The organism is Streptomyces sp. NPDC094147 (assembly GCF_044764265.1).
Taxonomy (GTDB): Bacteria; Actinomycetota; Actinomycetes; order Streptomycetales; family Streptomycetaceae; genus Streptomyces.
This window is the reverse complement of the sequence record NZ_JBIWHT010000023.1, coordinates 46,354-71,805: the sequence shown is the minus strand read 5'-3', so window position 1 is coordinate 71,805 and position 25,452 is coordinate 46,354. Positions and strand designations below refer to the sequence as shown.

Annotated in this window: 21 protein-coding genes; 5 read left to right on the top strand and 16 right to left on the bottom strand. The window is 71.3% G+C overall.

The genetic code is table 11. The annotated features are described in order from the left end of the window. Positions 1 to 84 precede the first annotated feature (84 nt). From ACIQ8J_RS27280 to ACIQ8J_RS27235, 10 genes are all read right to left on the bottom strand, one after another. Complete coding sequence (locus tag ACIQ8J_RS27280) at positions 85 to 471, bottom strand: cytidine deaminase (RefSeq protein WP_403268736.1); 387 nt, start codon at positions 469 to 471, stop codon at positions 85 to 87. After that, complete coding sequence (locus ACIQ8J_RS27275) at positions 468 to 1,757, bottom strand: ABC transporter permease (protein ID WP_403268733.1); 1,290 nt, start codon at positions 1,755 to 1,757, stop codon at positions 468 to 470. Before ACIQ8J_RS27275 ends, ACIQ8J_RS27280 begins: the two co-directional genes overlap by 4 nt. Beyond that, complete coding sequence (locus tag ACIQ8J_RS27270; RefSeq protein WP_403268730.1) at positions 1,754 to 2,878, bottom strand: ABC transporter permease; 1,125 nt, start codon at positions 2,876 to 2,878, stop codon at positions 1,754 to 1,756. The genes ACIQ8J_RS27275 and ACIQ8J_RS27270 overlap by 4 nt, the downstream gene beginning before the upstream one ends. Beyond that, entirely contained in the window at positions 2,875 to 4,440 is a 1,566-nt protein-coding gene (locus ACIQ8J_RS27265) for an ABC transporter ATP-binding protein (RefSeq protein ID WP_403268861.1), read from the bottom strand. Before ACIQ8J_RS27265 ends, ACIQ8J_RS27270 begins: the two co-directional genes overlap by 4 nt. Positions 4,441 to 4,667: 227 nt before the next feature. Further along, a complete protein-coding gene (locus ACIQ8J_RS27260) occupies positions 4,668 to 5,729 on the bottom strand; it encodes a BMP family protein (RefSeq protein ID WP_403268727.1) in 1,062 nt (353 codons plus the stop codon). Positions 5,730 to 5,869: 140 nt separating this feature from the next. Continuing rightward, entirely contained in the window at positions 5,870 to 7,093 is a 1,224-nt protein-coding gene (locus ACIQ8J_RS27255; protein ID WP_403268858.1) for an amidohydrolase, read from the bottom strand. Positions 7,094 to 7,254: 161 nt separating this feature from the next. Next, on the bottom strand, positions 7,255 to 8,346 hold the full coding sequence (locus ACIQ8J_RS27250) for a hypothetical protein (RefSeq protein ID WP_403268725.1): 1,092 nt from the start codon (positions 8,344 to 8,346) through the stop codon (positions 7,255 to 7,257). A 15-nt stretch (positions 8,347 to 8,361) separates the two neighbouring features. After that, positions 8,362 to 9,288 carry an N-acetylneuraminate synthase family protein gene (locus ACIQ8J_RS27245; RefSeq protein WP_403268722.1) on the bottom strand — a complete coding sequence of 309 codons (927 nt, stop codon included), beginning with the start codon at positions 9,286 to 9,288 and terminating at the stop codon, positions 8,362 to 8,364. 16 nt (positions 9,289 to 9,304) lie between these two features. After that, positions 9,305 to 10,504 carry a cytidylyltransferase domain-containing protein gene (locus ACIQ8J_RS27240; protein ID WP_403268720.1) on the bottom strand — a complete coding sequence of 400 codons (1,200 nt, stop codon included), beginning with the start codon at positions 10,502 to 10,504 and terminating at the stop codon, positions 9,305 to 9,307. Then, positions 10,504 to 11,874: a DUF6716 putative glycosyltransferase gene (locus ACIQ8J_RS27235; RefSeq protein WP_403268717.1), complete on the bottom strand. Its 1,371-nt coding sequence runs from the start codon at positions 11,872 to 11,874 to the stop codon at positions 10,504 to 10,506. Before ACIQ8J_RS27235 ends, ACIQ8J_RS27240 begins: the two co-directional genes overlap by 1 nt. Before the next feature lie 188 nt (positions 11,875 to 12,062). Between ACIQ8J_RS27235 and ACIQ8J_RS27230 the strand changes: the two genes are divergently transcribed. Further along, complete coding sequence (locus ACIQ8J_RS27230) at positions 12,063 to 13,046, top strand: glycosyltransferase family 2 protein (protein ID WP_403268714.1); 984 nt, start codon at positions 12,063 to 12,065, stop codon at positions 13,044 to 13,046. Beyond that, complete coding sequence (locus tag ACIQ8J_RS27225) at positions 13,046 to 14,377, top strand: alpha-2,8-polysialyltransferase family protein (protein ID WP_403268711.1); 1,332 nt, start codon at positions 13,046 to 13,048, stop codon at positions 14,375 to 14,377. The genes ACIQ8J_RS27230 and ACIQ8J_RS27225 overlap by 1 nt, the downstream gene beginning before the upstream one ends. Before the next feature lie 250 nt (positions 14,378 to 14,627). Here the strand turns inward: ACIQ8J_RS27225 and ACIQ8J_RS27220 are convergent, their stop codons facing one another. Beyond that, positions 14,628 to 15,275: a TetR/AcrR family transcriptional regulator C-terminal domain-containing protein gene (locus ACIQ8J_RS27220; RefSeq protein ID WP_403268709.1), complete on the bottom strand. Its 648-nt coding sequence runs from the start codon at positions 15,273 to 15,275 to the stop codon at positions 14,628 to 14,630. Between the two features lie 38 nt (positions 15,276 to 15,313). On the opposite strand from ACIQ8J_RS27220, the gene ACIQ8J_RS27215 reads away from it, so the two are divergent. Beyond that, a complete protein-coding gene (locus ACIQ8J_RS27215) occupies positions 15,314 to 16,801 on the top strand; it encodes an FAD-dependent monooxygenase (protein WP_403268706.1) in 1,488 nt (495 codons plus the stop codon). A 192-nt stretch (positions 16,802 to 16,993) separates the two neighbouring features. Beyond that, positions 16,994 to 18,148, top strand: coding sequence for an acyltransferase family protein (locus ACIQ8J_RS27210; protein ID WP_403268703.1), 1,155 nt, complete (start codon positions 16,994 to 16,996; stop codon positions 18,146 to 18,148). Between the two features lie 25 nt (positions 18,149 to 18,173). Here the strand turns inward: ACIQ8J_RS27210 and ACIQ8J_RS27205 are convergent, their stop codons facing one another. Both ACIQ8J_RS27205 and ACIQ8J_RS27200 read right to left on the bottom strand, forming a co-directional pair. After that, a complete protein-coding gene (locus ACIQ8J_RS27205; protein ID WP_403268700.1) occupies positions 18,174 to 18,752 on the bottom strand; it encodes a Uma2 family endonuclease in 579 nt (192 codons plus the stop codon). A gap of 93 nt (positions 18,753 to 18,845) precedes the next feature. After that, positions 18,846 to 20,426: a methylmalonyl-CoA mutase gene (locus tag ACIQ8J_RS27200; RefSeq protein ID WP_403268697.1), complete on the bottom strand. Its 1,581-nt coding sequence runs from the start codon at positions 20,424 to 20,426 to the stop codon at positions 18,846 to 18,848. Between the two features lie 198 nt (positions 20,427 to 20,624). Between ACIQ8J_RS27200 and ACIQ8J_RS27195 the strand changes: the two genes are divergently transcribed. Further along, positions 20,625 to 21,503: a L,D-transpeptidase family protein gene (locus tag ACIQ8J_RS27195; protein WP_403268695.1), complete on the top strand. Its 879-nt coding sequence runs from the start codon at positions 20,625 to 20,627 to the stop codon at positions 21,501 to 21,503. Between the two features lie 272 nt (positions 21,504 to 21,775). Here the strand turns inward: ACIQ8J_RS27195 and ACIQ8J_RS27190 are convergent, their stop codons facing one another. From ACIQ8J_RS27190 to ACIQ8J_RS27180, 3 genes are all read right to left on the bottom strand, one after another. Beyond that, entirely contained in the window at positions 21,776 to 22,780 is a 1,005-nt protein-coding gene (locus tag ACIQ8J_RS27190; RefSeq protein WP_403268692.1) for a hypothetical protein, read from the bottom strand. Further along, positions 22,780 to 23,442 carry an RNA polymerase sigma factor gene (locus ACIQ8J_RS27185; protein ID WP_403268689.1) on the bottom strand — a complete coding sequence of 221 codons (663 nt, stop codon included), beginning with the start codon at positions 23,440 to 23,442 and terminating at the stop codon, positions 22,780 to 22,782. Before ACIQ8J_RS27185 ends, ACIQ8J_RS27190 begins: the two co-directional genes overlap by 1 nt. Positions 23,443 to 23,714: 272 nt before the next feature. Beyond that, entirely contained in the window at positions 23,715 to 25,430 is a 1,716-nt protein-coding gene (locus ACIQ8J_RS27180) for a glycoside hydrolase family 20 protein (protein WP_403268686.1), read from the bottom strand. Positions 25,431 to 25,452 lie beyond the last annotated feature (22 nt).

The window sequence follows — 25,452 nt, the reverse complement described above, 5'->3', positions numbered from 1 at the left end:
GGTGCACGTTACGTACCCGACTCTACGCGCATAGAGGGGAGTTGAGAGTGCGGCCCCCGCGCAGGGAGCGCAGGGGCCGCGGGGTTACTTCAGGTGGTCCGGGCCGAAGGCCTGGGGCAGCATGTCCGACAGCTTGAGGACACCCGCCGGGGTCTCCAACAGGAGCTCCGGACCGCCGAATTCGAAGAGCAGCTGGCGGCACCGGCCGCACGGCACCAGCACCTCGCCGCGGCCGTCGACACAGGTGAAGTGCGTCAGCCGGCCGCCGCCGGACAGCTGGAGCGCCGAGACCAGACCGCATTCGGCGCACAGCCCGATGCCGTACGAGGCGTTCTCGACGTTGCAGCCGGTGACGGTGCGCCCGTCCTCGACCAGGGCGGCCGCGCCGACCGGGTAGCCCGAGTACGGCGCGTACGCGCGGGACATGGCCTCGCGCGCGGCCGTGCGCAGCGCCTCCCAGTCGGGCGTCACTTGCCCTGGCCCTTCCGGTAGCGCATGCCGTCCGCCTTGGGCATCCGCAGGCGCTGGGCGGAGAGCGACAGCACGAGCAGCGTCACGACGTACGGGGTCGCGCCGACGAAGTCGCCGGGCACGTCGTTGGTCAGCAGGTACCAGACCAGGATGACCACGGCCATCACCGCGCTGATCGCGGCCTGGAGCATCGCCTTCTTGTACAGCTTCCAGCCCGCGAGGGCGGCGAGCAGGACGACGAGAAGGAGCAGCAGGGCGTGCACGGTGGTGCCGCCGTTGCGCAGCTGGAGCGCGTCGGAGAAGCCGAACAGGCCCGCGCCCATGGCGAGTCCGCCCGGACGCCAGTTGCCGAAGATCATCGCGGCGAGGCCGATGTAGCCTCGGCCGCCGGTCTGGCCCTCCAGGTAGATGTGCGAGGTGACGAGCGCCAGGAACGCGCCGCCGAGGCCGGCCAGACCGCCGGAAACGGCGACCGCCGCGTACTTGTAGGAGTACACGTTCACACCGAGCGACTCGGCCGCGATCGGGTTCTCGCCGCAGGAGCGCAGCCGCAGACCGAAGGCGGTCTTCCACAGCAGCCACCAGCTGGCGACGAAGAGCGCCACGGCGATGACGGTCACCCAGGAGACCTCGGTGACCAGGCCGCCGAGGATGCCCGCGATGTCGGAGAGGAGGAACCAGTGGTGGTTCTGGATCGACTCCAGACCGGAGGACAGGCCCGGGATGGTGAAGCTCGGCAGCGAGTCGGCCGGCGGCGACTGCTTGGGGTTGCCGCCCTTGACCTGGGCTTCGCCGCCGTTGAAGAACAGCTTGGCGAGGTACTGCGTCACGCCGAGCGCGAGCAGGTTGATCGCGACACCGGAGACGATGTGGTCGACGCCGAAGGTGATGGTGGCGACCGCGTGGATGAGACCGCCGACGACGCCGAAGCCGATACCGGCGATCAGGCCGAGCCAGGGGCTGGACTGCCAGCCGACCCAGCCGGCCCCGAAGGTGCCGAGGATCATCATGCCTTCGAGGCCGATGTTGACCACGCCGGCCCGCTCGGACCACAGGCCCGCGAGACCGGCCAGGCCGATCGGCACGGCGAGGCCGAGCGCGGCACTGATCTGGCCCTCGCTGGTGAGCTGCTCGGCGCCGGTGATGACGCGTACGGCGGAGACGAGGATCAGCGCGCCCGCGATGATCAGCAGGACCTGCGCGAGGGAGAACTTGCGCTGGGCGTTGCCCCGCTTGGACCCGGCCGGAGGCGGTGGGGTCGTGGTCGTTTCGGTCGTGACGCTCATGCCGTCACCTCCGTCTCGGTCTTGGCGGCCTGGGCCGCGAGCTCCGCGCCGACGCGCTGCTGCTGGCGCTTGAGGCCGTAACGGCGGACGAGTTCGTAGGCGATCACGACGCACAGGACGATGACGCCCTGGATCACGCCGAGGATCTCCTTGTCGTAACCGATCACTTCGAAGTGGCCGGTGGTGCGCTCCAGGTAGCCCCAGAGCAGCGCGGCGAGCGCGACGCCCACCGGGTGGTTGCGGCCGAGCAGGGCGATCGCGATGCCCGTGAAGCCGAGTCCGAGCGGGAAGCTGTTGTCGAACTGGTGGCTGTCGTTGAGCAGCGTCGGCATGCCGACCAGACCGGCCACCGCACCCGAGATGATCATGCTGGTGATGATCATCTTCTTGACGTTGGCACCGCTCGCGGCGGCCGCGGACTCGGACTGGCCGACGGCCCGCAGGTCGAACCCGAAGCGGGTGCGGCCGAGGGTGAACCAGTACGCGACGCCGACGAGTACGGCGACGACGATGAAGCCCCACAGCTGTCCGGCCAGGCCCATGTTCAGGGTGAAGAACCACGAGGAGCTGGGCAGCGGCTTGGTGGAGACCAGCGTGCCGGCCTGGTCGAGCTGGCCCAGGCGCTCGGGCTGGAGCAGATAGGCGATGATCGCGGTCGCGATGGCGTTCAGCATGATGGTCGAGATGACCTCGCTGACGCCCCGGGTGACCTTCAGGATGCCCGCGACCGCCGACCACATCGCGCCGACGATCATGGCGACGACGATGATGACCGGGATCTGCAGGATGCCGGGCAGGCTGAGCGCGCCGCCGACCACCGCGGCGAGGAAGGCCGCCAGGCGGTACTGGCCGTCGACGCCGATGTTGAAGAGGTTCATCCGGAAGCCGATGGCCACCGCGATGCCCGCCAGGTAGTACGTCGTCGCCTTGTTGAGGATGTAGACCTGGCTGTCGCTCGCCGAGCCGTACGACAGCATGTCGTTGAAGGCCGGGAACGGGTTCCTGCCGGTGGCGAGGATGACCAGGGCGGTGACGACAAGGGCCGCGACGAGCGCGAGCACGGGGGCCGCGATCGCGAGGAGCAGCTTCTCCTTGTCGATGCGGGAGGTGAGCTTCTTCATCGGTCCTCTCCCCCAGTGTTCTGCTGGTGCTCCAGGTGGCCGCTGGCGGCACCGGTCATGGCGGAGCCCAGTTCCTCGGGGGTGATCGTGGCGGGGTCGGCGTCGGCGACCAGACGGCCCCGGTACATCACCCGCAGGGTGTCGGACAGGCCGATCAGCTCGTCCAGGTCGGCGGAGATCAGCAGCACGGCGAGGCCTTCGATGCGGGCCTCGCGGATCTGGTCCCAGATCTGCGCCTGGGCGCCGACGTCCACGCCCCGGGTGGGGTGCGCGGCGATCAGCAGCTTGGGGTGGTGGCTCATCTCGCGGCCGACGATCAGCTTCTGCTGGTTGCCGCCGGACAGGGACGCCGCGGTGACCTCGATGCCGGGGGTGCGCACGTCGTACTCGCGCACGATCCGCTCGGTGTCGCTCCGGGCGGCCTTGTTGTCGAGGAGCGGGCCCTTGGAGTTGGGCTTCTCGGTGACGTGGCCGAGGATGCGGTTCTCCCAGAGCGGGGCCTCCAGGAGCAGGCCGTGGCGGTGGCGGTCCTCGGGGATGTACCCGATGCCGCCCTCGCGCCGCTTGCGGGTCGGGGCCGTCGAGATGTCGGTGGCGTCGAGCGTGATGACACCGCCGTCCGGGATGCGCATGCCCATGATGGCCTCGACCAGTTCGGCCTGGCCGTTGCCCTCGACGCCGGCGATGCCGAGGACCTCGCCCTTGTGGATGGTGAAGGAGACCGAGGAGAGCACCTCGCGGACCACGCCGTCGGGGTCGGTGGCCGCCAGCCTCAGGTCGTCGACCTGGAGCATCGGGACCGTGGTGACCGTCGACTCGCGGGTCTCGGGCGAGGGCAGCTCGCTGCCCACCATCAGCTCGGCGAGCTGCTTGGTGGTGGTCGTACGGGGGTCGGCGGTGCCCACCGTGGTGCCGCGCCGGATCACCGTGATCTCGTCGGCGACCGAGAGCACCTCGCCCAGCTTGTGCGAGATGAAGATGACGGTGAGGCCCTCGGCCTTGAGCTCGCGCAGGTTGTCGAAGAGCGCCTCGACCTCCTGCGGGACCAGGACGGCGGTCGGCTCGTCGAGGATGAGGGTGCGCGCGCCGCGGTAGAGGACCTTGAGGATCTCCACGCGCTGGCGGTCGGCGACGCCGAGGTCCTCGACCAGTACGTCCGGGCGGACCCCGAGGCCGTACGCGTCCGAGATCTCCTTGATCTTGTTGCGGGCCCTGGCGCCGATTCCGTACAGCTTCTCGCCGCCGAGGACGACGTTCTCCAGGACGGTGAGGTTGTCGGCCAGCATGAAGTGCTGGTGGACCATGCCGATCCCGAGCGCGATGGCGTCGGCGGGGCTGGCGAAGGAGGCCTGGGTGCCGTCGATGGTGATGGTGCCCTCGTCCGGCTTCTGCATGCCGTAGAGGATCTTCATCAGGGTCGACTTGCCGGCGCCGTTCTCACCGCACAGGGCGTGCACGGTGCCCTTGCGGACGGTGATGTCGATGTCCTTGTTGGCGACGACACCGGGGAATCGTTTGGTGATGCCGCGCAGTTCGACGGCGGGAGGGCTGGACGCGTTGATGGCGCACTCTCCTCGTGGGCAGGAGCAGGGGGGCGGGGAGCTTCCGGGGAAGCCGGGAAGCGTACTGGAGTTCCATGCCGGGCTCCCGGCGTAGTAGTTCAGCACACTCCTGGCGCGCCAACTCCGGCCTACGCGCGTAGAGTTGACACTTCGTTACGGCCCGGTGGGCAGGGCGGTCCCTGCTCACCGGGCCGGATGTGACGAGGGCGGTCGGGGACCGCCGGGGGTCACGGGGTCGTCTTGACCTTGATGGTGCCGTCGACGATCTTCTTCGTGGCCGCGTCGAGCTGCGGCTTGATGTCGGCGATGAAGCCACCGCTGGTGGCGAGCGAAACGCCGCCCTTGGCCAGCGGGTAGCTGTTGGTGCCGACCAGCGGCTTGCCGTCCTTGACGGACTTGACCAGGTCGTAGACGCCGATGTCGACGTTCTTGACGACCGAGGTCAGGATCGAGTCCTTGTACTTGGCGAGCGAGGCCTGCTGGTACTGGTCGGAGTCGACACCAATCGCCCAGGCGCCCTTCTTGCCCGCGACGGCCTCGATCGCACCGGTGCCGGAGGAGCCGGCCGCGGTGTAGACGACGTCGGCGCCGTTGTCGAGCATGCCCTGGGCGGCGGCCTTGCCCTTGTCGGGGCTGGCGAAGCCGGAGGTGTCCGAGCCGTGCGACAGGTACTGGTTCTCGATCTTGACGTCCGGCTTGGTGTCCTTGACGCCCTGGTTGAAGCCCGCCTCGAACTTCTTGATCAGGGGGACGTCCACACCGCCGATGAAGCCGACGTGGCCCGTCTTGGTCTTCAGCGCCGCGGCGACACCCGCGAGGTAGGAGCCCTGCTCCTCGGTGAAGACGATGTTGTCGACGTTCTTCGGGCCCTCCACGACGGAGTCCACGATGCCGAAGGTCACGTTGGGGTACTTGGCGGCGACCTGCTTCATCGAGTTCGCGTAGGCGTAGCCGATGCCGATGACCGGGTTGTAGCCCGCACCCGCGAGGTCGGTCAGCCGCTGGACGCGGTCGGCCTCGGTGTCGGTGGTCTTGGCGGTCAGCTCCTTGACGTCACCGCCGAACTCCGACTTGGCCTTGTCGATGCCGCGCGCGGCGGAGTCGTTGAACGAGTGGTCGCCACGGCCGCCGACGTCGTACGCGACACCGACCTTGACGCCCTTGCCGCCCGCAGCGGAGGAAGAGGTGCCCGATTCCTTCTGGGAGGACGTGGAGCCACACGCGGTGGCGGAAAGCGCGAGCGCGGCGGTGGCGATACCGGCCGCAGCGATCTTGGATACCCGGCGCAAGAGGAGGTCCCTTCAAACCTGAACCGAGGCGCCCCTACCGGCGCTGGTTTCGCGTCGGATCGTAACGCGCGTAGATGTCGCGTAAAGACCTGTTCGGAAGCCGTTATCGGATCGTCGCGAACAGGGGATGAAGTGTCCGGTTACGAGCGGTTGCCGTCGAGCAGCGCGGCGGCGGTGAACAGCTCCACCCCGACCTTGATGGCGGCTTCGTCCGCGTCGAAATCACCCCGATGGAGGTCAAGCCGGGCGTTCGAGCCGGGCGTACGGACCCCGAGGCGGGCCATCGCCCCAGGTACATGCTCCAGGTACCACGAAAAGTCCTCACCGCCCAGTGACTGCTCCGTGTCCTCGATCGCATACGGTCCCCGGCGCGCCGCCATCGCGTCGTGCAGCAGTTCGGTGACGGCCGGATCGTTGACGACCGGGGGCACTCCGCGGACGTAGTTGATCTCCGATTTGGCGCCGTACAGGGTGGCCACTTCGTCGATCGCGGCGTGTACGAGGTCGGGCGCGTCGCGCCACGCGGAGAGCTCCAGGCAGCGCACCGTACCGGCCAGCTCGGCGTGCATCGGGATGACGTTGCAGGCGTGACCGGCCTCGATGCGGCCCCAGGTGAGGGAGAGCCCGGCGCGCGCGTCGATGCGGCGGGCGAGCAGCGCGGGCACGTCGGCGGCGACCCGGGCGACGGCGGTCACCAGGTCGGTGGTGAGGTGCGGGCGGGCGGTGTGGCCGCCGGGGCCGTCAAGCGCGACCTCCAGGCGGTCGCAGGCGGAGGTGATGGCGCCGGTGCGCAGCCCGATCCGGCCGGCGTCGACGCGCGGGTCGCAGTGCACCGCGACGATCCGGCCCACACCGTCCAGGACGCCCGCCTCGATGGCGTCCGCGGCGCCGCCGGGCAGCACCTCCTCGGCGGGCTGGAAGAGCAGCCGCACGGGCGCGGGGAGGCGGCCCTTGCGGTGCAGCTCGGCGAGGACGAGGCCGGTGCCGAGGACGGTGGTGGTGTGCACGTCGTGGCCGCAGGCGTGGGCGCGGTCGGGGACCGTGGAGCGGTAGGGCACGCCGGTCTTGGCGTCGGGGATGGGCAGGGCGTCGATGTCCGCGCGGATCGCCAGCATCGGCCGCTTGCGGTCCGGGCTGCCGACGTCGCAGATGAGACCGGTGCCGGAGGGCAGGACGCGGGGCTTGAGGCCGGCCGCTTCGAGGCGGGCCTTGATCGCGGCGGTGGTCCGGAACTCCTGGTTGCCGAGCTCGGGGTGCATGTGCAAGTCCCGGCGGAAGGCGACGAGTTCGCCGAACAGGGCCTCGCTCAGCGTCCCGGGCAGCGGCTCTTCGCCGGGCAGATCGGCTTCGGACTCGCGGGACATCAACTGGTTCACTCGTTGAGGGTAGGCCTCTGCGAGGGTCAACTAACGCGCGATCAACAAAAGTTCAGCCGCATAGGGGAAGAAAACCGGCCGCGGGGCGCATGGCCCGTGTGACAGCTGGGTAAACTCCTCCGACTGCCGACGGACCCGCCCTTGGACGCTCAGGCCGCCACCGTGGCGAGCCCGTGGGCGTCCCGCGCGGTCCCCGTCACCCCGTCCAGGAAGCCCTGCGCGCGCGGCGAGGCCTTGTCGGTGAGCCACTCCGGATCGATGTCGCAGACCACGACAGAGACGCTCGTGCCCGCGAGCGCGAGGGGCAGCGTGTGGACGACGGTGGAGGGAAAGCTCAGGATCGTACGGCCCACCGGCCCCCGGCGCGCTATGAGTTCGAGCGGCAGGTCCGGTCGGACGATCTCCAGGCCGGTGCGCGCGTGCAGGGTGCGCAGCTTCTCGGCGGACTCGCGGCGGTGCGCGAAGTAGCGGGTCACGCCGTGCGTACGGGCCAGCCGGCCGACCGCGGCGAGATAACGCTCGGGGTCCACTATGCCGGTCTCCACCAGCGAAGTCCCCACCAGGTCGGCGCCCTTGGTGAGCCGCGGCGGCCCGAAGTTCGCGCGCGTCCAGCCGAAGGTGTTGGGGGTGACGGTGATGCCGTCCGCCGCCTCGACCGGCATCGCGCTGAACACCTCGACGGCGCGGCGCCGCGAGGGGGTGAGCCGTCGGCGGGCCGCGGCGGCGACCGGCGCGAAGAGGAGGTCGCGGGCGCCGGCCCGGCTGCCCCGCCGGTGCCAGCGCACCAGCCGTTCGCCACGGGCGAGTTGGGAGACGAACTCCATCGTGGCCGTGCCGTCGTCCACGACCACCAGGTCATGGGCGCGGGTGACGGTGAGCAGCAGCTGTACGTAGCGCGAGAACGGGTCGCCCATGACGATCCGCTGGGCGCGCCGCAGCATCGGGGTGAGCCCGCCGATCGTGTGGAGGGGGGCCGTGAGCCCACCCCGGGCCTCCTCCCAGCGCACCTTCGTGCCCGCGTCGCGGGCGAGTTCCGCCATCCGGCGCAGCTGGCCGCGCGACATCGGGTCGGTGGGCGAGAGCACCACCACGGTCAGCCCGGACAGGTCCGGCGCCCCGGGACGCTCCTGCGCGGGTACGCCGTCCAGCAGCGGGCCCGGTGAGTGGGCCCACTCCAGGACGTTGAGCAGCTGGACCGGGCTCTCCACGAAGGCGACGGTGGCGGAGGCGTCCCGAGGCACGGCGGGCCCGCCCCCTCAGACCGCGGCCGGAGCGCGGTCGGCGGCCTCCGCCTGGGCGACGACTCCGGCGACCCGGCGCAGCTTCTTCATCGGCGCGAGCTCGGAGTCGTACACCTTCTTGACGCCGTCGCCGAGCGCCGCCTCGATGGTGCGGATGTCGCGGACCAGGCGGGTGAGGCCGCCGGGCTCGACGGAGGCGGCCTGGTCGGAGCCCCACATGGCACGGTCGAGGGTGATGTGGCGCTCGACGAAGGCGGCGCCGAGGGCGACCGCGGCCAGCGTGGTCTGCAGGCCCGTCTCGTGGCCGCTGTAGCCGATCGGCACGTTGGGGTACTCGGCCATCAGGCTGTTGATCACGCGCAGGTTGAGCTCCTCGGCCTTGGCCGGGTAGGTCGAAGTGGCGTGGCACAGAAGGATGTTGTCGCTGCCGAGCACCTCCACCGCGTGGCGGATCTGCTTCGGGGTCGACATGCCGGTCGAGAGGATGACCGTACGTCCCGTGGCGCGCAGGGCGCGGAGCAGCTCGTCGTCGGTGAGCGAGGCGGAGGCCACCTTGTGGGCCGGCACGTCGAACTTCTCCAGGAAGGCGACGGCCTCGGTGTCCCACGGCGAGGCGAACCAGTCGATGCCGCGCTGCTCGCAGTGCGCGTCGATGGTGCGGTACTCGTCCTCGCCGAACTCCACCCGGTGGCGGTAGTCGATGTACGTCATCCGGCCCCAGGGGGTGTCCCGCTCGATGTCCCACTGGTCGCGCGGGGTGCAGATCTCCGGGGTGCGCTTCTGGAACTTGACCGCGTCGCAGCCCGCGTCGGCGGCGGCGTCGATCAGGGCGAGCGCCTTGTCGAGGTCGCCGTTGTGGTTGATGCCGATCTCGCCGGTGATGTAGACGGGGCGGCCCGGTCCCGCGGTGCGGCTGCCGAGGGTGCGCAGACGGTTGCTCATGAGGGTGTTTCCTTACCTAAGCGGGGGTGTGGTGGCGCTGCGGGGTGTGGTCGAGCTCGGGTCCGAGGAGCCAGGCGGCGATCTCGCGGACCGCTCCTTCGCCGCCGGGTGTGCGGGTCACGGCGCGCGCGGCGGCGCGCACCGAGTCATGGGCGCTGCCGACGGCCACCGGCCATCCGGCGAGCGCGAAGCAGGGCAGGTCGTTGACGTCGTTGCCGGCGTAGAGCACGCGCTGCGGGTCGACGCCCTCGTCCTCGCACCACTGCTTGAGGGCGAGGTCCTTGCGGCCGATGCCGTGCAGCACCGGGATCTTGAGCTTGCGGGCGCGGGCGGCGACGACGGGGTTCTGCTCGGTGGACAGGATGAGCAGCTTGAGCCCGGCCCGGCGCAGGGCGGCGATGCCGAGGCCGTCGCCCCGGTGCACGGCGACGAGTTCGCGGCCCTCGGAGTCGATGAGCACCTTGTCGTCGGTCTGGGTGCCGTCGAAGTCGAGGACGACCGCGTCCACGTCGTCGCAGGTCGGGGTGGGCGGGCGGTCGAGGACCGGGGCGAGGGCGCGGGCCCGTTCCAGGTCGTGCGGCTCGTCGATCTCCAGGACGCGCGCGGGGTCGGTGCGGACGAGCGCGGTGCGGCCGAAGAAGCGGTGCCGGTGCCTGCGGAAGCCCTCGGCGTCCATGGCGTACGCGGCGCCGGTCTCCAGGAAGTCCTGCGGGCGGTCCTGGCGGCGCGGCCGGAACGACTTGTCGTGGCCCATGCCCTGGCCGCCGCCCACTTCGTCCTCGCGCCACAGGAAACCGTGGAAGGGCGCGACGGTGACAGCGGTCTCGGCGCCGTCCTCGATCACCGCGGCCGCCACTCCCTCGACGTCCTCGCGGGTCAGGAAGGGGCTGGTGCACTGCACGAGCAGCACCACAGCGGTGTCCGGGTACGCGTCCAGGGCGTGCAGGACGGCTGCCTCGCTGGTGGCGGTGTCGCCGGACAGGGCGGCCGGGCGGCTGACGGCCTCGGCGCCGGCCGAGCGGGCCGCGGCCGCGATCGCCGGATCGTCGGTGGAGACGACGACGTCGGTGACGTGCCGCGCGGACCGGCAGGCGAGCACCGCGCGCACGACGAGCGGGACGCCCGCGACGGGGGCGAGGTTCTTGCCCGGCACGCCTTTGGAGCCGCCCCGGGCGGGGATCACGGCGAGGACTTTCGGGGGCGTCTCGGGCGGCATCACAGTTCTCCCATCCGGCGGATCACGGGCGCGACCCGCTGCACGCCGTGGCGGTAGGCCCCGCGCGCCGCGTCGCGCACGGCGTCCCTGATCAGCCGGCGCAGGCCGGTCGGTTCGGTGGAGGGGGCCGCGCCCGGCAGCGGGGTGCCGTCGGGGGCGAGGTGGTGGCGGGCGAGGATGCCCGGGAGGTAGCCGGGCGCGGTGGCGGCGGTGTAGTAGGGGGCCAGCGGCGGCAGGCTCTCCTTCGACAGCAACTCGCCCATTCGCTCACGGACTTGATCGAAGGCGTGGTGGTACGCCTCGCCCGGGGCCACGCCCTGGGCGGCGAGCCAGTCGGGGTCGGGCGTGGGCCGGTGGCCGGCGTCGAGCTGGTCCCAGGAGGCGAGGCAGCCGGAGCCGAGGAAGTGGTGGTTGCCGAGGACTTCGCGGACGCCGAGGTCGGTGAGGACGGCCGTGGGGACCGAGCGGTGCAGGGACTCCAGGGCGGCGGTCGAGGAGACCGTCACCAGCAGGTCGGCGCGGTCCAGGACCTCGCCCATGTTCCCGTACGCCAGACGGAAGTTGGGCGGCGGATCCATGCCCTTGGCGAGCTTCTGGAAGGGGTGTTCCTCGATGTGCGTGGTGTGCTCGCCGGGCTTGGAGCGGAGCTTGAGGACGACCTCGCGCCCGGGGTGGCGCCGGGCGTGCCCGACCAGGCGCCGCAGCAGGTACTGCCGGTCGGCGCGGCTCTGAGGCACCGAGGGCTGGGCGGCGAAGACGACCGTGTCGCGGCCGGGTTCCGCCCGGTAGGCGGCGCCGCCGAGGAAGGGCAGTGCGGCCTCGGTGACGGCGGACGCGTCCGCGCCCACTCCCTCGTACACCGCCCTGAACCGCGCCGCGTCATGGCGGGAGTTGGCGAGCACCACGTCCGCGCCGTGGCGCAGCAGCAGACCGTCGGCGAGCTTCTCGTAGACGACGCCCACATAGCCGGTGACGACGACGGGCCGCCGGGTGTGGCCCGGCCACAGGGCGCCGAGCCCGTGCAGTGCCGCCTGCGCGGCCCCGCCGACGAGCGCGAGAACGATGACGTCGTACGGTATCCGCCCGAGGGCGTCTCTACGGCCGCCACCCGCCATCTCCCCCACTTCTGCAAGGAATTGACCCATCGTCACTTCGCGCAGGGCATCGGCGGACGCCCCGACCTCGGCGAGCTGACGGGAGGTGGGGGTGGCGCGGCCGCGCAGCAGGAAGCCCGTCAGTTCGGGCTCGGCGGATCCGGCACCGGGCGCCTGTTCGGCGAGGCGGCGCGCGGTGAGCGCACCCCATTTCCACCGGGTGTCCGAATCCGCGAGAACCGCGATCCGCAGCCTTGAGTCGGTACGTGATGGCACGCCGTAGAAACTAGAAAGCCCCGCGGGTTCGCGGCCCAACTCGACTGCAACAACGGGTTAACAGCACGACTACGGATGACGCGGAAGAAGGGGGGCCGAGCCGGTTAACAGTCCCGCCATTCTTCGTTCACCCGGCATCCCTCCGATGGACAGGGCGAATGACGCGGGGCCGCCCTAGCGTCACCGCCGTGGTCAAGCTCTCCGTCATCGTGCCGTTCTACAACGTACGGACATACGCGCCCGACACCCTGCGAAGCCTGCGTGCCAACGCCCGCGACGACTTCGAGTTCCTGCTCGTCGACGACTGCTCGTCGGACGGCACGATCGAGCTGCTCGAACGCGCCGAGCGCGAGCTGCCGGGGGCGGTGCTGCTGAGACACGAGCGCAACGGCGGCCTGGCCACGGCCCGCAATACGGGCCTGGACGCGGCCCGCGGCGAATACCTGACCTACCTGGACGGCGACGACTGGCTCGCCCCGGGCCACTTCGCCCAACTCCTGGCATCCATAGAGGAGTTGGGCTGCGATTTCGTACGCACCGATCACGTGCAGGTGACCGGCCAGGAGCGTACGGTGCACCGCGTCCCGCACGGCCGGCGCGGCGAAGTGATGTCACCGCGGGACGCGATCCTGCCCGCCACCCGGTCCACCTCGGTGGACTACGCGTTCGCCTGGGCCGGGATCTACCACCGCCGTCTCGCCGAGCGCGGGCTGCTGCACTTCACCGACGGGCTGCGCACCGCCGAGGACCGGCCGTGGATCTGGCGGCTGCACCGCGAGGCGGAGTCGTTCGCGGTGACCGGACAGCTCGGGGTCTTCTACCGGCGCGGAGTCGCCTCTTCACTGACGCAGATCGGCGATGTGCGACAACTCGATTTCATTCGCGCATTCGATCAAGTAATCGAAGAAACGGCGAAAGACCGAAATGCGGCCGAGCTGCTGCCGAAAGCGGTACGGACCTACTGCGCGATCATTTCCCACCATATGAGCTCGATGGAAAGGTTCGAACCGGCCGTGGCGAGGAAACTGCGGAACCTGAGCGCGGGCGCGTTGCGGCGGATGCCGCAGGACCTTCTCAAGGACGCGCTGAACTCGATGGACTCCCGCCGCGCCGCCCGGCTGCGCCGACTGCGCCACCGCCCGGTCAGCTCCTCGGCGGGGGCTGCCGCCTGATGCGTACGACACAGATCTTCGCGGCGTCCACGCTGTACGGGGTGGCGACGCTGGCGGCCGCGCTCGACAGCGACTGCTTTCCGGCGGCGGACCGGCGGCTGCTGCTGATCAGCAACAACGCGCCGGCGCCGGAGACGTCGGCCCCGCTCGACACCATGCCGGGCTTCGCTCGGCTGCGGAGCCGCTTCGACGGGGTGCTCTCCTGGAACGACACCATCGCCCCCTTCCACCCGGGCGGCTGGTCCCCGCGGCCCGACGATGTCCCTTTGTGGGAACGGCAGTTGAGGGAACTCTGGGACCTGGGCGACGACCGGATCGAACTCGCCCTGGAATCCATCCAGGTGAACCCGGCGCAGGCGGTGGCGCAGCTCTTCCCCGACGCGCCGCTGACCGTGTACGCGGACGGCCTGATGACGTACGGCCCGACCCGCAACAAGCTGGATCCGCTGATCGGGTCGCGGGTGCGGCGGGTGCTGCACCTCGACCTGGTCCCGGACCTCAAGCCGCTGCTGCTCGGCGAGTTCGAGGTGCCGTGCGAGACGGTGCCGACGGCGGCGTTCACGAAGACGGTCTCCGAACTGGCCGCGTCCGAGACCGAGTTGGAGCTGTCGGGGGCCGGGGGCGAGCCGATGGCGCTGCTCCTGGGCCAGTACCTGTCCGCGCTGTCCATCCTCACCCCGGAGCAGGAGGAGGAGCTGCATCTGCGCATGCTGCGCGGCGCGGCCGGGCGGGGCCACCGCCGGATCGTCTTCAAGCCGCACCCCTCGGCGCCGCCCGCCCGGTCGCGGGCGCTGGAGAGCGAGGCGGAGGCACTGGGCGTTCAACTGACGGTGCTGGAGCGGCCGTTGCTCGCAGAGGTGCTGTACGAACGTCTCTCCCCCGCGCTCGTCGTGGGCTGCTTCTCCACCGCGCTGCTCACGGCGTCGACGTTCTACGGCATCGAGGTCGCGCGGGTCGGCACCGAGCTGCTCCTGGACCGGCTCGCGCCGTACCAGAACAGCAACCGGGTGCCGGTGACGATCGCGGACGTACTGCTCCCGCCCCTGGAGCCGGGCCCGGCGGCGCCCTCGGTGGACTTGGCGGGGCTGCTGTGCGCGGTGGGGTACGCGATGCAGGCGGAGCTGCGGCCGGATCTGCGGGGTGCGGCCGAGCGGTATCTGGCGGCCGACCTCGACGCCCACACCTGGCGGTACTTCAAGCGCCGGCGCCTGACCTCGCTGGGTCTGCCGGGGGCGGTGCCGGCGGGGCTGATCCCCCGCAACCCCACACTGCGCCGGGTGGCCCGCCGGGCCAGGGCCCTGGTGCGGCGCACGCTGCCCAGCGCGTCGTAGGGGGATTGCCCACCCGCGCAAGGGGTTGATCGGCCCGGCCCTCTGGGGCTCCACCCCAGACCCCGAGAGCGCTGCCCACCCGCCCGCCCGTGCAAAGGGTTGGAAGGTCAAGCCCTGGGGCTCCGCCCCAGACCCGGCGGGGCTCCGCCCCCTGCACCCCCTCGGGGGCTCCGCCCCCCGGACCCCCGCCCCGATCTATGCCGGCCGGCACCCGGCCCATGGCTCACCCGGGGCGCAGGCCCCACCGTGCTCACCCCCGCCTCCGATACGTCGCCTCGATCCCCGCCACCACCACCCCCAGCCCTTCCTCGAACCGCTCGTCGAAGGCCTCGAACAGCTCCGGTCCCGCCGCCGCGGCCAGCGGGTAGGCGGACAGGCGGGCCGCGCGGGCCGTTACGTCGACGGGCTCGCGGCGCTCCTCCGGGCGCGGCTCCGCGCCCTGTTCCTCCGCCACGAAGCCCATCGTGTACGCGTACGTCGTCAGCGCGGCGCGAGCCGCGTCACGGAGGTCGAAGCCCGCTTCGAGCATCACGCCCAGGTAGACCTCCATGGACTCCGCGTGGTCGGTGCCGGTGAAGCGGGCGCCTCCGTACACCTTCGCGCCGTCGCGGTAGCTGAGCAGCATCGTCCGCAGGGCGCGGTTGACGGCGCGGAGCAGGTCCTGCCAGGTGTCCGCCCCGGCGCCGGGGACGCCGTCCGCCATGAGCCGCCGGTACATGACCGTCGCCATCTCGTCGAGCAGGGCCTGTTTGTTCTTGAAGTGCCAGTACAGCGCGGGCGCTTGAACTCCCAGTTCCTTCGCGATCGCGCGGACCGTCAGGCCGTCGAGGCCCAGCTCGTTCAGGAGCCGCAGCGCGGTGTCGGCGACCTGCGCGCGGTCGATCTTCGTCGTAGCCACCTTGACAACTTAACACCGTTAAGCGCAGGCTCATGGACATGGAACTTAACGATGTTAAGGAAGCGTCCCCCGCGACCCCCGTCATCGCCCCCGCCACCGACGTGCTCATCGTCGGCGCCGGCCCCACCGGCCTCGTGCTCGCCATCGACCTGGCCCGCCGCGGCGTCCCCGCGCTGCTCGTGGAGAAGGCCGACCGGCTCTTCCCCGGCTCGCGCGGCAAGGGCATCCAGCCCCGCACCCTGGAGGTGCTCGACGACCTCGGCCTCCTCGACGCCGTACGGCAGGCCGGGCGCGACTACCCGCCGATGCTCAACTGGGAGGGCCCGGACGGCTCCGTGCGCGGTCGCGAGTGGGACATGATCGAGCGCTCCGAGCCCACCGAGCAGGAGCCCTACGCCAACGCCCTGCTCATCGGCCAGTCCCGCTTCCAGGAGCTGCTGTACGGACACCTCCGCGAGCTGGGCGGCGACGTCGTCTTCGGCGCCGAGGTGACCGGGATCGCCCAGGACCACGAGGGCGTCACGGCCGCGTTCGCCGACGGGCGCGCCGTCCGCGCCCGGCACCTCGTCGCGGCGGACGGCGGCCGCTCCGGGATCCGGCGCGCGCTCGGCATCGCCATGGAGGGGGAGAGCGTGGACCCCAAGCCGATGCTCGTCGCGGACCTCCGCATCACCGCGGACGCGATCGTCGACGACCTCAACTGGCATGTGTGGAACGGCTCTTCGGAGGGCGGCGCCGTGCTCTGCCCGCTGCCCGGCGAGCCCGGACTCTTCCAGCTGATCGCCCAGTTCTCCGACGAGAACGCCGTGCCCGACACCGGCGCGGCAGGCGTCCGCAAGCTGGTCGCCGCGCGCACCCCGGTCACCGAGGCACAGGTCGCCGAGGTCGTCTGGGCCTCCGACTTCCGGCCGCGTGCCGCCCTGGCCGACCGCTACCGCGAGGGCCGGGTCTTCCTCGCGGGCGACGCCGCGCACATCCACTCCCCGGCCGGCGGCCAGGGCCTCAACACCAGCGTCCAGGACGCCTACAACCTGGGCTGGAAGCTCGCCCAGGTGCTCCGCCACGGCGCCCCGGCCGGCCTTCTCGACACATACGAGCAGGAGCGGCGGCCGATCGCCGCCGGGGTGCTCGGCATCAGCACGCGGCTGCACCGCAAGGCCTTCATCGGCGAGAACAGCCAGCGCCGCGCCGAGGTCCGCCAGCTCGGCCTCGGCTACCGCGGCGGCCCGCTGTCCACCGGCCGGGCGGGAGTTCTGGAGGCGGGCGACCGCGCCCCGGACGGCCCGCTGCCCGGCGGCCGGATCTTCGACCTGCTGCGCGGCCCGCACTTCACCCTCCTCGCCTTCGACACCCCGGCCCCGGCCATCGCCTCGGACCTGGTCCGGGTGCACGAGCTGGGCCCGTACGAGGCGTACGGACGCGGCCTCTTCCTGATCCGCCCGGACGGCTACGTGGGCTGGGCGGGCGAGGACGCCACCGGTCTGCGCGACTGCCTCACCCGGCTCGGCGCCGCCGAACGCCCTTGATCCGACCCGGAGTCCGGGCCCCGCTCGACGGTGAACCGACGCGCAGGCAAACCCGTCCCGGCACCAGATGAACTTGCCGCGTCGGCCAGGGGAACAGCACCGCTCCGGCCCGTTTTGCGGGCCGGAGCGGATCTACTCTGTCGACGCCAAGAGCCCGAGGGGCGACAGCGGAACCGCCGGGAAGAGGACGCCGTGACGAACACCCTGCCGCGTGTACGAGGCACCGCCGGCGGGCGGTCTCAGGCGCCGGAGCGCGCTCCGGCGGCGGCCCCGGTCTCCCGGCTCCGCGCCCTGGACGGGCTGCGCCTGATCGCCGCCCTGATGGTCGCGCTGTACCACTACGGCGGCCGCTCCGGCGACATCAGCAAGGGCTGGGGCGCGTCCCCCAAGAAGCTGTTCCCCGCCACCCACGAGTGGTTCTCCTACGGCTGCCTCGGGGTGCAGATCTTCTTCGTGATCAGCGGCTTCGTCATCTGCATGAGCGGCTGGGGCAGGCCGCTGCGCTCCTTCTTCGCCTCCCGCGTGGCCCGGCTCTACCCGGCGTACTGGGCGGCGCTCGTCATCGTCACCGCGGTGTTCGCGCTGCCCTGGGTCGTCTACAAGACGGTCACGCCCAGCGAGTTCCTGGTGAACCTGACCATGCTGCAGATGCCGGTCGGGGTGCACCGGGTGCTCGGGGTGTGCTGGACGCTCTGGGCCGAGCTCCGCTTCTACGCGCTGTTCGCCCTGTGCGTCGTCCTGCCCGGCGCGACGCGGCGCCGCGTGATCCTGTTCTGCGCGGGCTGGACACTGGCGGCCGCGATCACGGCGACGGCCAAACAGCCCGTCCTGGACAGCGTGTTCATGCCCGAGTACGCGCCCTTCTTCATCGGCGGCATGGGCCTGTACCTGCTGCACCGCGACCGGCGCGACCTCATCGCCTGGGGCATCGTCGGCGTCAGCTGGGCCATCGGCCAGCACTACGCGGTGGCGAGCCTGTGGCACAAGCCGAACCCGGCGGCCTTCTCCAACCGGCAGGCCCCGGTGATCATCGCCATCGTGACGATCGGCTTCCTCCTGGTCGGCGCGATCGCACTCGGCTACTTCCGCTGGGCGAACTGGAGCTGGCTCACGGTCGCGGGCGCCCTCACGTACCCCTTCTACCTGGTCCACGAGCACCTGGGCTGGGTGGTCGTCGGCGTACTGCACCGCAAACTCCACATCCCGGCCCCCGCCACCTTCGCCCTGACGATCGCCGCGATGCTGCTCCTCGCCTGGCTGCTCAACCGCTACATCGAGAGGTGGGCAACCCCGATGATCCGGCGGGCCCTGTCCCGCAAGCCGACCCCGGCGGTCACGCCCCGCTGAGCATCAGCCGGATGCGGGTTGAGGATCAGTCGCCGTCGAGCAGGGTGTCCACGGACAGTTCGAGGGCGACGCCCACGGATTCCGGCACCGGCACGCTCTGCCCGCGCTTGTAGTGCTGGGGCTTGGCGTACTTCCCGTCGACGGGGTCCTGGTACAGGAGCACCTCGTCGTGCTTGCGGTCAGCGATGAGGTAGACGGGGATTCCGGCCTGGGCGTAACACTCGACCTTGGGGCCGAGGTCGTCGGACCAGTTCGACGACGTCACTTCGACGACCAAGCGGAAGACGTTCGGGGCGTAGTAGTTCTTCTTGACGTGGGCATCGCGAAAGTCCTCATCCACGACCGAGAAGTCTGGGATCGCGAAGTCCTCGGGAAGCGTGGGTAGCCAGAGGCCGACGCCCTGGACATACCTGAGCCCGGCCTTTCGCGCCCCCGCCCCTCCAAAAGCCTCAACCAGCCAAGTCAACGACAGTGCGTGCGAGCCGTCCGGCGGCGGTGTCACAACGAGCCTCCCCTGGAGAATCTCCACGCGGTGCCCAGGCAGTGCACTGGAGAGCAGGTCGGCGGCTTCGCTCATCGTCAGCTCGTGTTGCAGTACGGCCACGGCATCCTCCTTTTCGGAAGCTCACACTTCACGAGCGTAACCGGGGGCGTGCGATTTCCGCCCCCGATCACCCATTCGAGGGATTCGCCCTGCTCAGAACGCGTCCGTAGGAACGTAAGTCCCCCACACCTCGCGCAGCGCGTTGCACACCTCGCCCACCGTGGCGCGGGCCTTGAGGGCGTCCTTCATGGGGTACAGGACGTTGTCCGCGCCCTCGGCCGCCTTCTTCAGTTCGGCCAGCGCCGCGTCCACCGCGCCCTGGTCGCGCTCGGCGCGCAGGGTCGCGAGGCGGGCGGCCTGCTGGGCCTCGATCGCCGGGTCGACGCGCAGCGGCTCGTACGGGTCCTCGGTCTCGATCTGGAAGCGGTTGACGCCGACCACGACACGCTCGCCGGAGTCGGTCTCCTGGGCGATGCGGTAGGCGGAGCGCTCGATCTCGCCCTTCTGGAAGCCGTGCTCGATCGCGTTGACCGCGCCGCCCAACTCCTCGACCTTCGCCATGAGTTCGACGGCCGCCGCCTCGACCTCGTCGGTCATCCGCTCCACGACGTACGACCCGGCGAAGGGGTCGACGGTGGCCGTCACGTCGGTCTCGTACGCCAGGACCTGCTGGGTGCGCAGGGCGAGCCGGGCGCTCTTGTCCGTCGGCAGGGCGATCGCCTCGTCGAAGGAGTTGGTGTGGAGGGACTGGGTGCCGCCGAGAACCGCCGCGAGGCCCTGCACGGCGACGCGCACCAGGTTCACCTCCGGCTGCTGGGCCGTCAGCTGCACGCCCGCGGTCTGCGTGTGGAAGCGCAGCATCAGCGACTTGGGGTTCTTCGCGCCGAACTCGTCGCGCATCACCCGGGCCCAAATGCGGCGCGCGGCACGGAACTTGGCGACCTCTTCGAGGATCGTCGTGCGCGAGACGAAGAAGAAGGAGAGGCGGGGCGCGAAGTCGTCCACGTCCATCCCGGCCGCGACCGCGGTGCGCACGTACTCGATGCCGTCGGCGAGCGTGAACGCGATCTCCTGCGCGGGCGAGGCGCCGGCCTCGGCCATGTGGTAGCCGGAGATCGAGATGGTGTTCCACTTGGGGATCTCGGCCCGGCAGTACTTGAAGATGTCCGCGATCAGACGGAGCGAGGGCTTGGGCGGGAAGATGTACGTCCCGCGCGCGATGTACTCCTTGAGTACGTCGTTCTGGATCGTCCCGGTGAGCTTATCGGCCGGAACTCCCTGTTCCTCGCCGACCAGTTGGTACATCAGGAGCAGCAGCGCCGCCGGGGCGTTGATCGTCATCGACGTCGACACCTTGTCGAGCGGGATGCCGCCGAACAGGACCCGCATGTCGTCCACCGAGTCGATGGCGACGCCGACCTTGCCGACCTCACCGGAGGCGATCGCGGCGTCCGAGTCGTGGCCCATCTGGGTCGGCAGGTCGAAGGCGACCGACAGGCCCATCGTGCCGTTCGCGATGAGCTGCTTGTAGCGGGCGTTGGACTCGACGGCGGTGCCGAAACCGGCGTACTGCCGCATCGTCCACGGGCGCCCGGTGTACATCGACGGGTACACACCACGGGTGAACGGGTACGAGCCCGGCTCGCCCAGTTTCTCGGCGGGATCCCATCCGGCGAGGGTCTCCGGTCCGTAGACCGGCTCGATGGGCAACCCGGATTCCGACTCGCGCGCCATGTGCTGTGCCTCCCGCTAGAGCTCTACTACTCACTGGTACCCAACCCTCGCGACGGACTGTAGCGGCGGGCGTGCGGCGGGTGGAGAGGCGCACGCTGGGAGCTTGCTCACAGCGTGCGCGATGCGGCCGGCTGCTTGTGCAACCGTTCATCGGGGGAATCTGTCTCTGGGGACACCAGAGAATCAGGGGGGCGACCGATGCGCCGGATCCACCGCACCACTCTCATAGCCAGAACCCTCGCCGCGACCGCCGTCGTCGCGGTCGCCGTGGGGTGCAGTCCGCAGAGCAGCAAGGCCGATGCGGGTACGCCCGCGACACCCGCCACGCCCGGGTCGGCGTCGCCCGCCGCGCCCTCGGCGGCCGCCTCCGCCGCCACCGACGACAAGCCGGTCGGGTCGCCCGCGCCCAGCGGCTCGGCCACCACCGCGGCCAAGCCCGCGCCCCAGATCGTGATGGCGAACGGCGCCAAGGGCGACCGGGTCAAGGAGCTCCAGGCGCGGCTCGCCCAGATCGGCTGGTTCGACGACACCCCGACGGGCACGTACGGCGCGGCGACCAGCGAAGCCGTCAAGGGCTTCCAGGCCAAGCGCGGGCTCGCCGAGACGGGCAGCACGGACAGCGTGACCTGGAACAGGCTCCTCGCCATGACGACGAAGCCGACGGCCGAGGAACTCGCGGGCGAGGCGGTCAACAAGCCGGCGGCCAAGCTCGATCCGCGCTGTATGACGGGCCACGTGATGTGCATCAGCAAGACCAGCCGCACGCTGTCGTGGGTGGTCAACGGCAAGGTGCAGTCGACCATGGACGTGCGCTTCGGCTCGCAGTACACCCCGACCCGCGAGGGCGTCTTCAGCGTCTTCGAGAAGAGCCGCAACCACGTGTCGACGATCTACCACACGGCCATGCCGTACGCGATGTTCTTCAGCGGCGGCCAGGCGGTGCACTACTCCTCGGACTTCGCGGCGCGCGGCTACAACGGCGCCTCGCACGGCTGCGTCAACGTCCGGGACAAGGGCAAGATCGCCGCGCTGTTCGACCAGGTCCACATCGGCGACAAGGTCGTCGTCCACTGGTAGCCGGCAGCGGCGGCCGGTCGAAAGAGATCGCAAGAGGTCGAAAGAGGGAGGGCGCGGGCGGGACCGGGGGAACGTGTCCCGCCCGCGCCATTCGCGCGGAGCCTTGGGTACGGGGGGAACCCCGGCTCTTCTGCGCCGCCGATGACCAGTCGGCTCACTCAGTACTGCGCCACCGTCTCAGAAAACGTTACTGCCGGTTCCGACCTGCGCTTCGGCACGCGCATTCGACCGTGGGCCGGTGCGGTACGGAGGTGCTGGACGCACACCGGGATTCAGTGCGTTACGGGCGCGCTGATCGCGCCGGGCTTCAGCCAGTCCAGGATCTGGCCGGGCCGGGTGGTGACGGAGTTCTGCCTGCCACCGCCCCCGCCGCCGTTCCCGTTCCCGTTGCCCGAACCGTCGCCCCTGCCCTTGTCCTTGCCGTCGCCGCCGTCGCCGCCGTCGCCGCTACCGCCGTCCGAACCGCCGGACTTGCCGCCCTTGCCGTCGAGCAGCAGATCGCAGAAGCCCTTCACCCCGGCCGAACCGTGCGCCGCGGACTCCAGGCTGCGGCGGCGCTCCTGGTCGAGCCGGCCCGAGCGGTAGTCGCGGCAGTCGTCGGCCGCCTTGGCGAGCCACTGGGCGGGGCCGTCGCCCTGGTCGCCACCGGTGCCGCCCTGATCCGGGCCGCCCTTCTTCCCGGCGTCGCCGCTGCCGTCCGAGGCCGGGCCGCCGGGGGTGGCGTCGGGCGAGCCGCTGCCGGACGTGGCCGTACCGGACGACGGCTGGTGGTGGCCGGGCGTCGGGGAACCGGGGCCCTGGGAGTGCGAGGGCGAGGTGGCGACGGGGTCCGGGGTCATCGCGGCGGAGACGGTCGCGGCGGGCGTCGGGTCCTGGTCGTCGGAGGCGAAGGGGCCCGGCAGCACACCGGTGCCCGCGGCGACGGCGACCCCGCCGAGCGCACAGCAGGCCACCGCGGCGGCGAGCCCGAGCCGCACCGGGGCGAACCGCCGGCGCCGGGGAGGCTCCGGGACCGGGGCGACCCGTCCGACCCGCACGACACCGAACGCCTCGGTGTCGGCCGCGCCTTCGGGGCGGGCCTTGCGGAACGCGGCCAGGGCGGCCGCCTCGCCGGGGAGTTCGGTGGCGGACGGCTCGGGCCGGGCCACCGAACGCAGCAGAGCCGAGAGCCGCTCGGCCTCGGCGCGGGCCCGCTCGTCACCCGGCGCGACGGATTCTCCGCGCAGCAGTCGCTCGGCGGCATCCCGGTCGAGCCACTCGTGCCGCTCGTCAGCCATCACATGTCCTTCTGCGTCCGGGCGCGCGATTGCGTCACACCGCGTTCCGGCGCCCGCTGCGACGGCACGGCACCCAGTTCCTCCGCATCCTGGGGTACGTCCCCGGCGAGACCGTCCGCGCCGAGCAGTTCGGCAAGGCGCTTCAGGCCCCGGTGCGCGGCGGTCCGCACCGCGCCGGGCCGTTTGCCCAGGGTCTGCGCCGCGCTCTTCGCGTCGAGGCCGACCACCACACGCAGCACGACGGCCTCGGCCTGGTCCTGCGGGAGCTGGGCGATGAGCGCCATCGTACGTCCGGTGCCGAGCGCCTCCATCGCCTCGTCCGCGGTGTCCGAGTCGGCGGCACGTCCGGTCAGCTCGGTCTCGTCGCCGCCGACGGCGGGCCTGCGGCCGCGCATCCGGATGTGGTCGAGCGCCCGGTTGCGGGCGATGCGCGCGGCCCAGCCGCGGAACCGGTCCCCGTCGCCCTTGAAGCGTCCGAGGTCGCGGGCGATCTGCAGCCAGGCCTCGGAGGCCACGTCCTCGGTGTCGGGTTCGCCGACCAGTGTGCGGATGTAGCCGAGCAGCCGCGGGTGCACGGCACGGTACACAGCACGGAAGGCTTCCTCGTCCCCGTCCTGCGCCCTGAGCACCGCGGCGGTCAGCTCCGCGTCGTCCCCCAGCAATCCCTGCACCCTGTCTTGACTGACTGATCCGTTGTCACCGCTGGTCATCACTGTCGCGTCCCCGAACGCGAGGCAGCACGCTACGGCCTCGGCGCCCCATAAGTCCATGGCTTGTACAACCTGCAACAACCCGCTGACACAGCGCGGTGTGACAGAAAACGCACGCTCGGCGCTGAAAGGAGTACGGGGTCGCCACAACGACCCCGACGGAAGACGGCCGGGGCCTCTCCTGTGGGGGGTGGCGGCCCCGGTCGTACTCCGTACTCCCCGCCTCAGCCGAGCCGGTCCGCCAGGGACTTGAACTCTTCCCACCCCATGGCCGGGGTCCGCGGGTCCCACAGCTTCTGGGCCATGGCGCGCAGCGGCAGCCGGATGCCGCGCGCCACCTGCTCCTCGGTCTGCGCGGCCGCGTTGTCCGACCAGAGTGCGAACCGGCCGCCGAGGATCTGCCCCGCGTACTTGGCGTCGACGGGCTTGGTGCCGCGCAGCACCAGCGGCGTCCACTCCTCGTAGATCCGCTTGCCCGTCGGGTACTTGTAGCCGCCCGGCTCGCCGAGCACGTAGTACAGGTACTCGTCGTTGAGGTTGACCAGCCGGCGCCCCTCGGCGAGGTAGTCCTCGGGCGCGCGGGCCCCGGGCTCCTTGCCGGTCCAGTACTCGACCTCGCGCCCCTGGTCGGCGCCGACCTGGCCGCCGGGGAAGAAGCCGTCGTTCCACTCCTTGAAGGTGCGGCCGGCGGTCGCCGAACGGAGCACCGCGGCACGGTCGTTGAGCCAGCCCGTCACCAGGTCCTCGATGCCCGCCTTCGGCCCGTATTTCGTGCGGGCGGCGTCGGCGAGACCCGGATAGGTGGTTTCGGGGGTGGCGGGGGCCTTCACCGTCAGCGCCTCGTACTCGTCGCCGCCCAGCTGCCAGTACGCCCCGGGGAACAGGTCGGCGTACTCGCGCAGCAGGTCGTCCACGATCCGCGCGGCCTCGGGGTTGGCGATGTCGATCGCGCCCTTGACCGGCTTGCCGTCCTTGTCGCGCAGCTGGAGGGCGGGGTGGGCGGCGATCACCGCGCCGAGGTGGCCCGGCGAGTCGAGCTCGGGGACCACCGTGATGTGCAGCTTGGCGGCGAGCGCCACGATCCGCTGGACGTCGCGCTTGCTGAGGTGGTCGCGCGAGACCACCTCGGGGTGGCTCGACGACTCGATGCGGAAGCCCTGGTCGTCGGAGAAGTGCAGTTCCAGCTGGTTGAGCTTCAGGTCGGCCATCTGCCGCAGCTGGTCCTCGATCCAGGCCGCGCTGTACTGCTTGCGCGCGATGTCGAGGCCGAGCCCGCGCTGCGGCCGGTCCGGGTGGTCCTCGACCACGCCCTCGGGCATCACCGCGCCGCCCTTGAGCGCCTGCTTGAGGGTGCGGGTGCCGTAGAACACCCCGGCCGCGTCGGGGCCGGTGATCTTCACCCGGCGGTCGCGGGTGGTGAGGACGTACGACTCGGGCAGGGCCTTCTGGCCGGCGCGCGGCGGGGTCAGCGCCAGCTCGATGTCGCCCTCGCGCGGCGCGCCGCCCAGCGAGTAGTCCGCGCCGAGCTCCTGCGCGAGCAGCTGCCCCGTGTCGCTGAGGCCCCCGCTGCCGGCGTCCACGATCACCCGCGTCGAGTCGACCGGACGGAAGCCGGGCCCGCGGGCCGGCCGGTGTTCGAGGACGGACGGGATGGTGCGGGGCGGCGAGGAGATCGGGTAGATCGGGGACGGGGAGGGCAGCACCGAGGAGCCGCGCTTGCTGTCGGCCGGGCCGCCGTGCCCGCCGTCGGTGTCGTCGTCCGGCCAGACCGCGATGATCAGCGCGAGCAGCGCGAGGCCCGCGAGAGCCACCTTGAGCACCAGCGCGCGCCGGCCGCGGGGCCGGTGCAGCCAGGCGGGGCGGGGCCGCGGCGCACGCGGCTGGGAGGCGCGCGCCTCGGACGGCAAGGACGACCGCTCCGGGTCACCGGATCCCGGCATCCGGGCCCGTGACATCCTGAAA

What these genes read in the sequence shown, in the direction of transcription:
- ACIQ8J_RS27275 (WP_403268733.1), bottom strand. Translation starts at nt 1,757, where the DNA reads ATGAGCGTCACGACCGAAACGACCACGACCCCACCGCCTCCGGCCGGG.
- ACIQ8J_RS27270 (WP_403268730.1), bottom strand. Translation starts at nt 2,878, where the DNA reads ATGAAGAAGCTCACCTCCCGCATCGACAAGGAGAAGCTGCTCCTCGCG.
- ACIQ8J_RS27255 (WP_403268858.1), bottom strand. Translation starts at nt 7,093, where the DNA reads ATGTCCCGCGAGTCCGAAGCCGATCTGCCCGGCGAAGAGCCGCTGCCC.
- ACIQ8J_RS27245 (WP_403268722.1), bottom strand. Translation starts at nt 9,288, where the DNA reads ATGAGCAACCGTCTGCGCACCCTCGGCAGCCGCACCGCGGGACCGGGC.
- ACIQ8J_RS27240 (WP_403268720.1), bottom strand. Translation starts at nt 10,504, where the DNA reads ATGCCGCCCGAGACGCCCCCGAAAGTCCTCGCCGTGATCCCCGCCCGG.
- ACIQ8J_RS27225 (WP_403268711.1), top strand. Translation starts at nt 13,046, where the DNA reads ATGCGTACGACACAGATCTTCGCGGCGTCCACGCTGTACGGGGTGGCG.
- ACIQ8J_RS27215 (WP_403268706.1), top strand. Translation starts at nt 15,314, where the DNA reads ATGGAACTTAACGATGTTAAGGAAGCGTCCCCCGCGACCCCCGTCATC.
- ACIQ8J_RS27200 (WP_403268697.1), bottom strand. Translation starts at nt 20,426, where the DNA reads ATGGCGCGCGAGTCGGAATCCGGGTTGCCCATCGAGCCGGTCTACGGA.
- ACIQ8J_RS27195 (WP_403268695.1), top strand. Translation starts at nt 20,625, where the DNA reads ATGCGCCGGATCCACCGCACCACTCTCATAGCCAGAACCCTCGCCGCG.
- ACIQ8J_RS27190 (WP_403268692.1), bottom strand. Translation starts at nt 22,780, where the DNA reads ATGGCTGACGAGCGGCACGAGTGGCTCGACCGGGATGCCGCCGAGCGA.
- ACIQ8J_RS27180 (WP_403268686.1), bottom strand. Translation starts at nt 25,430, where the DNA reads ATGCCGGGATCCGGTGACCCGGAGCGGTCGTCCTTGCCGTCCGAGGCG.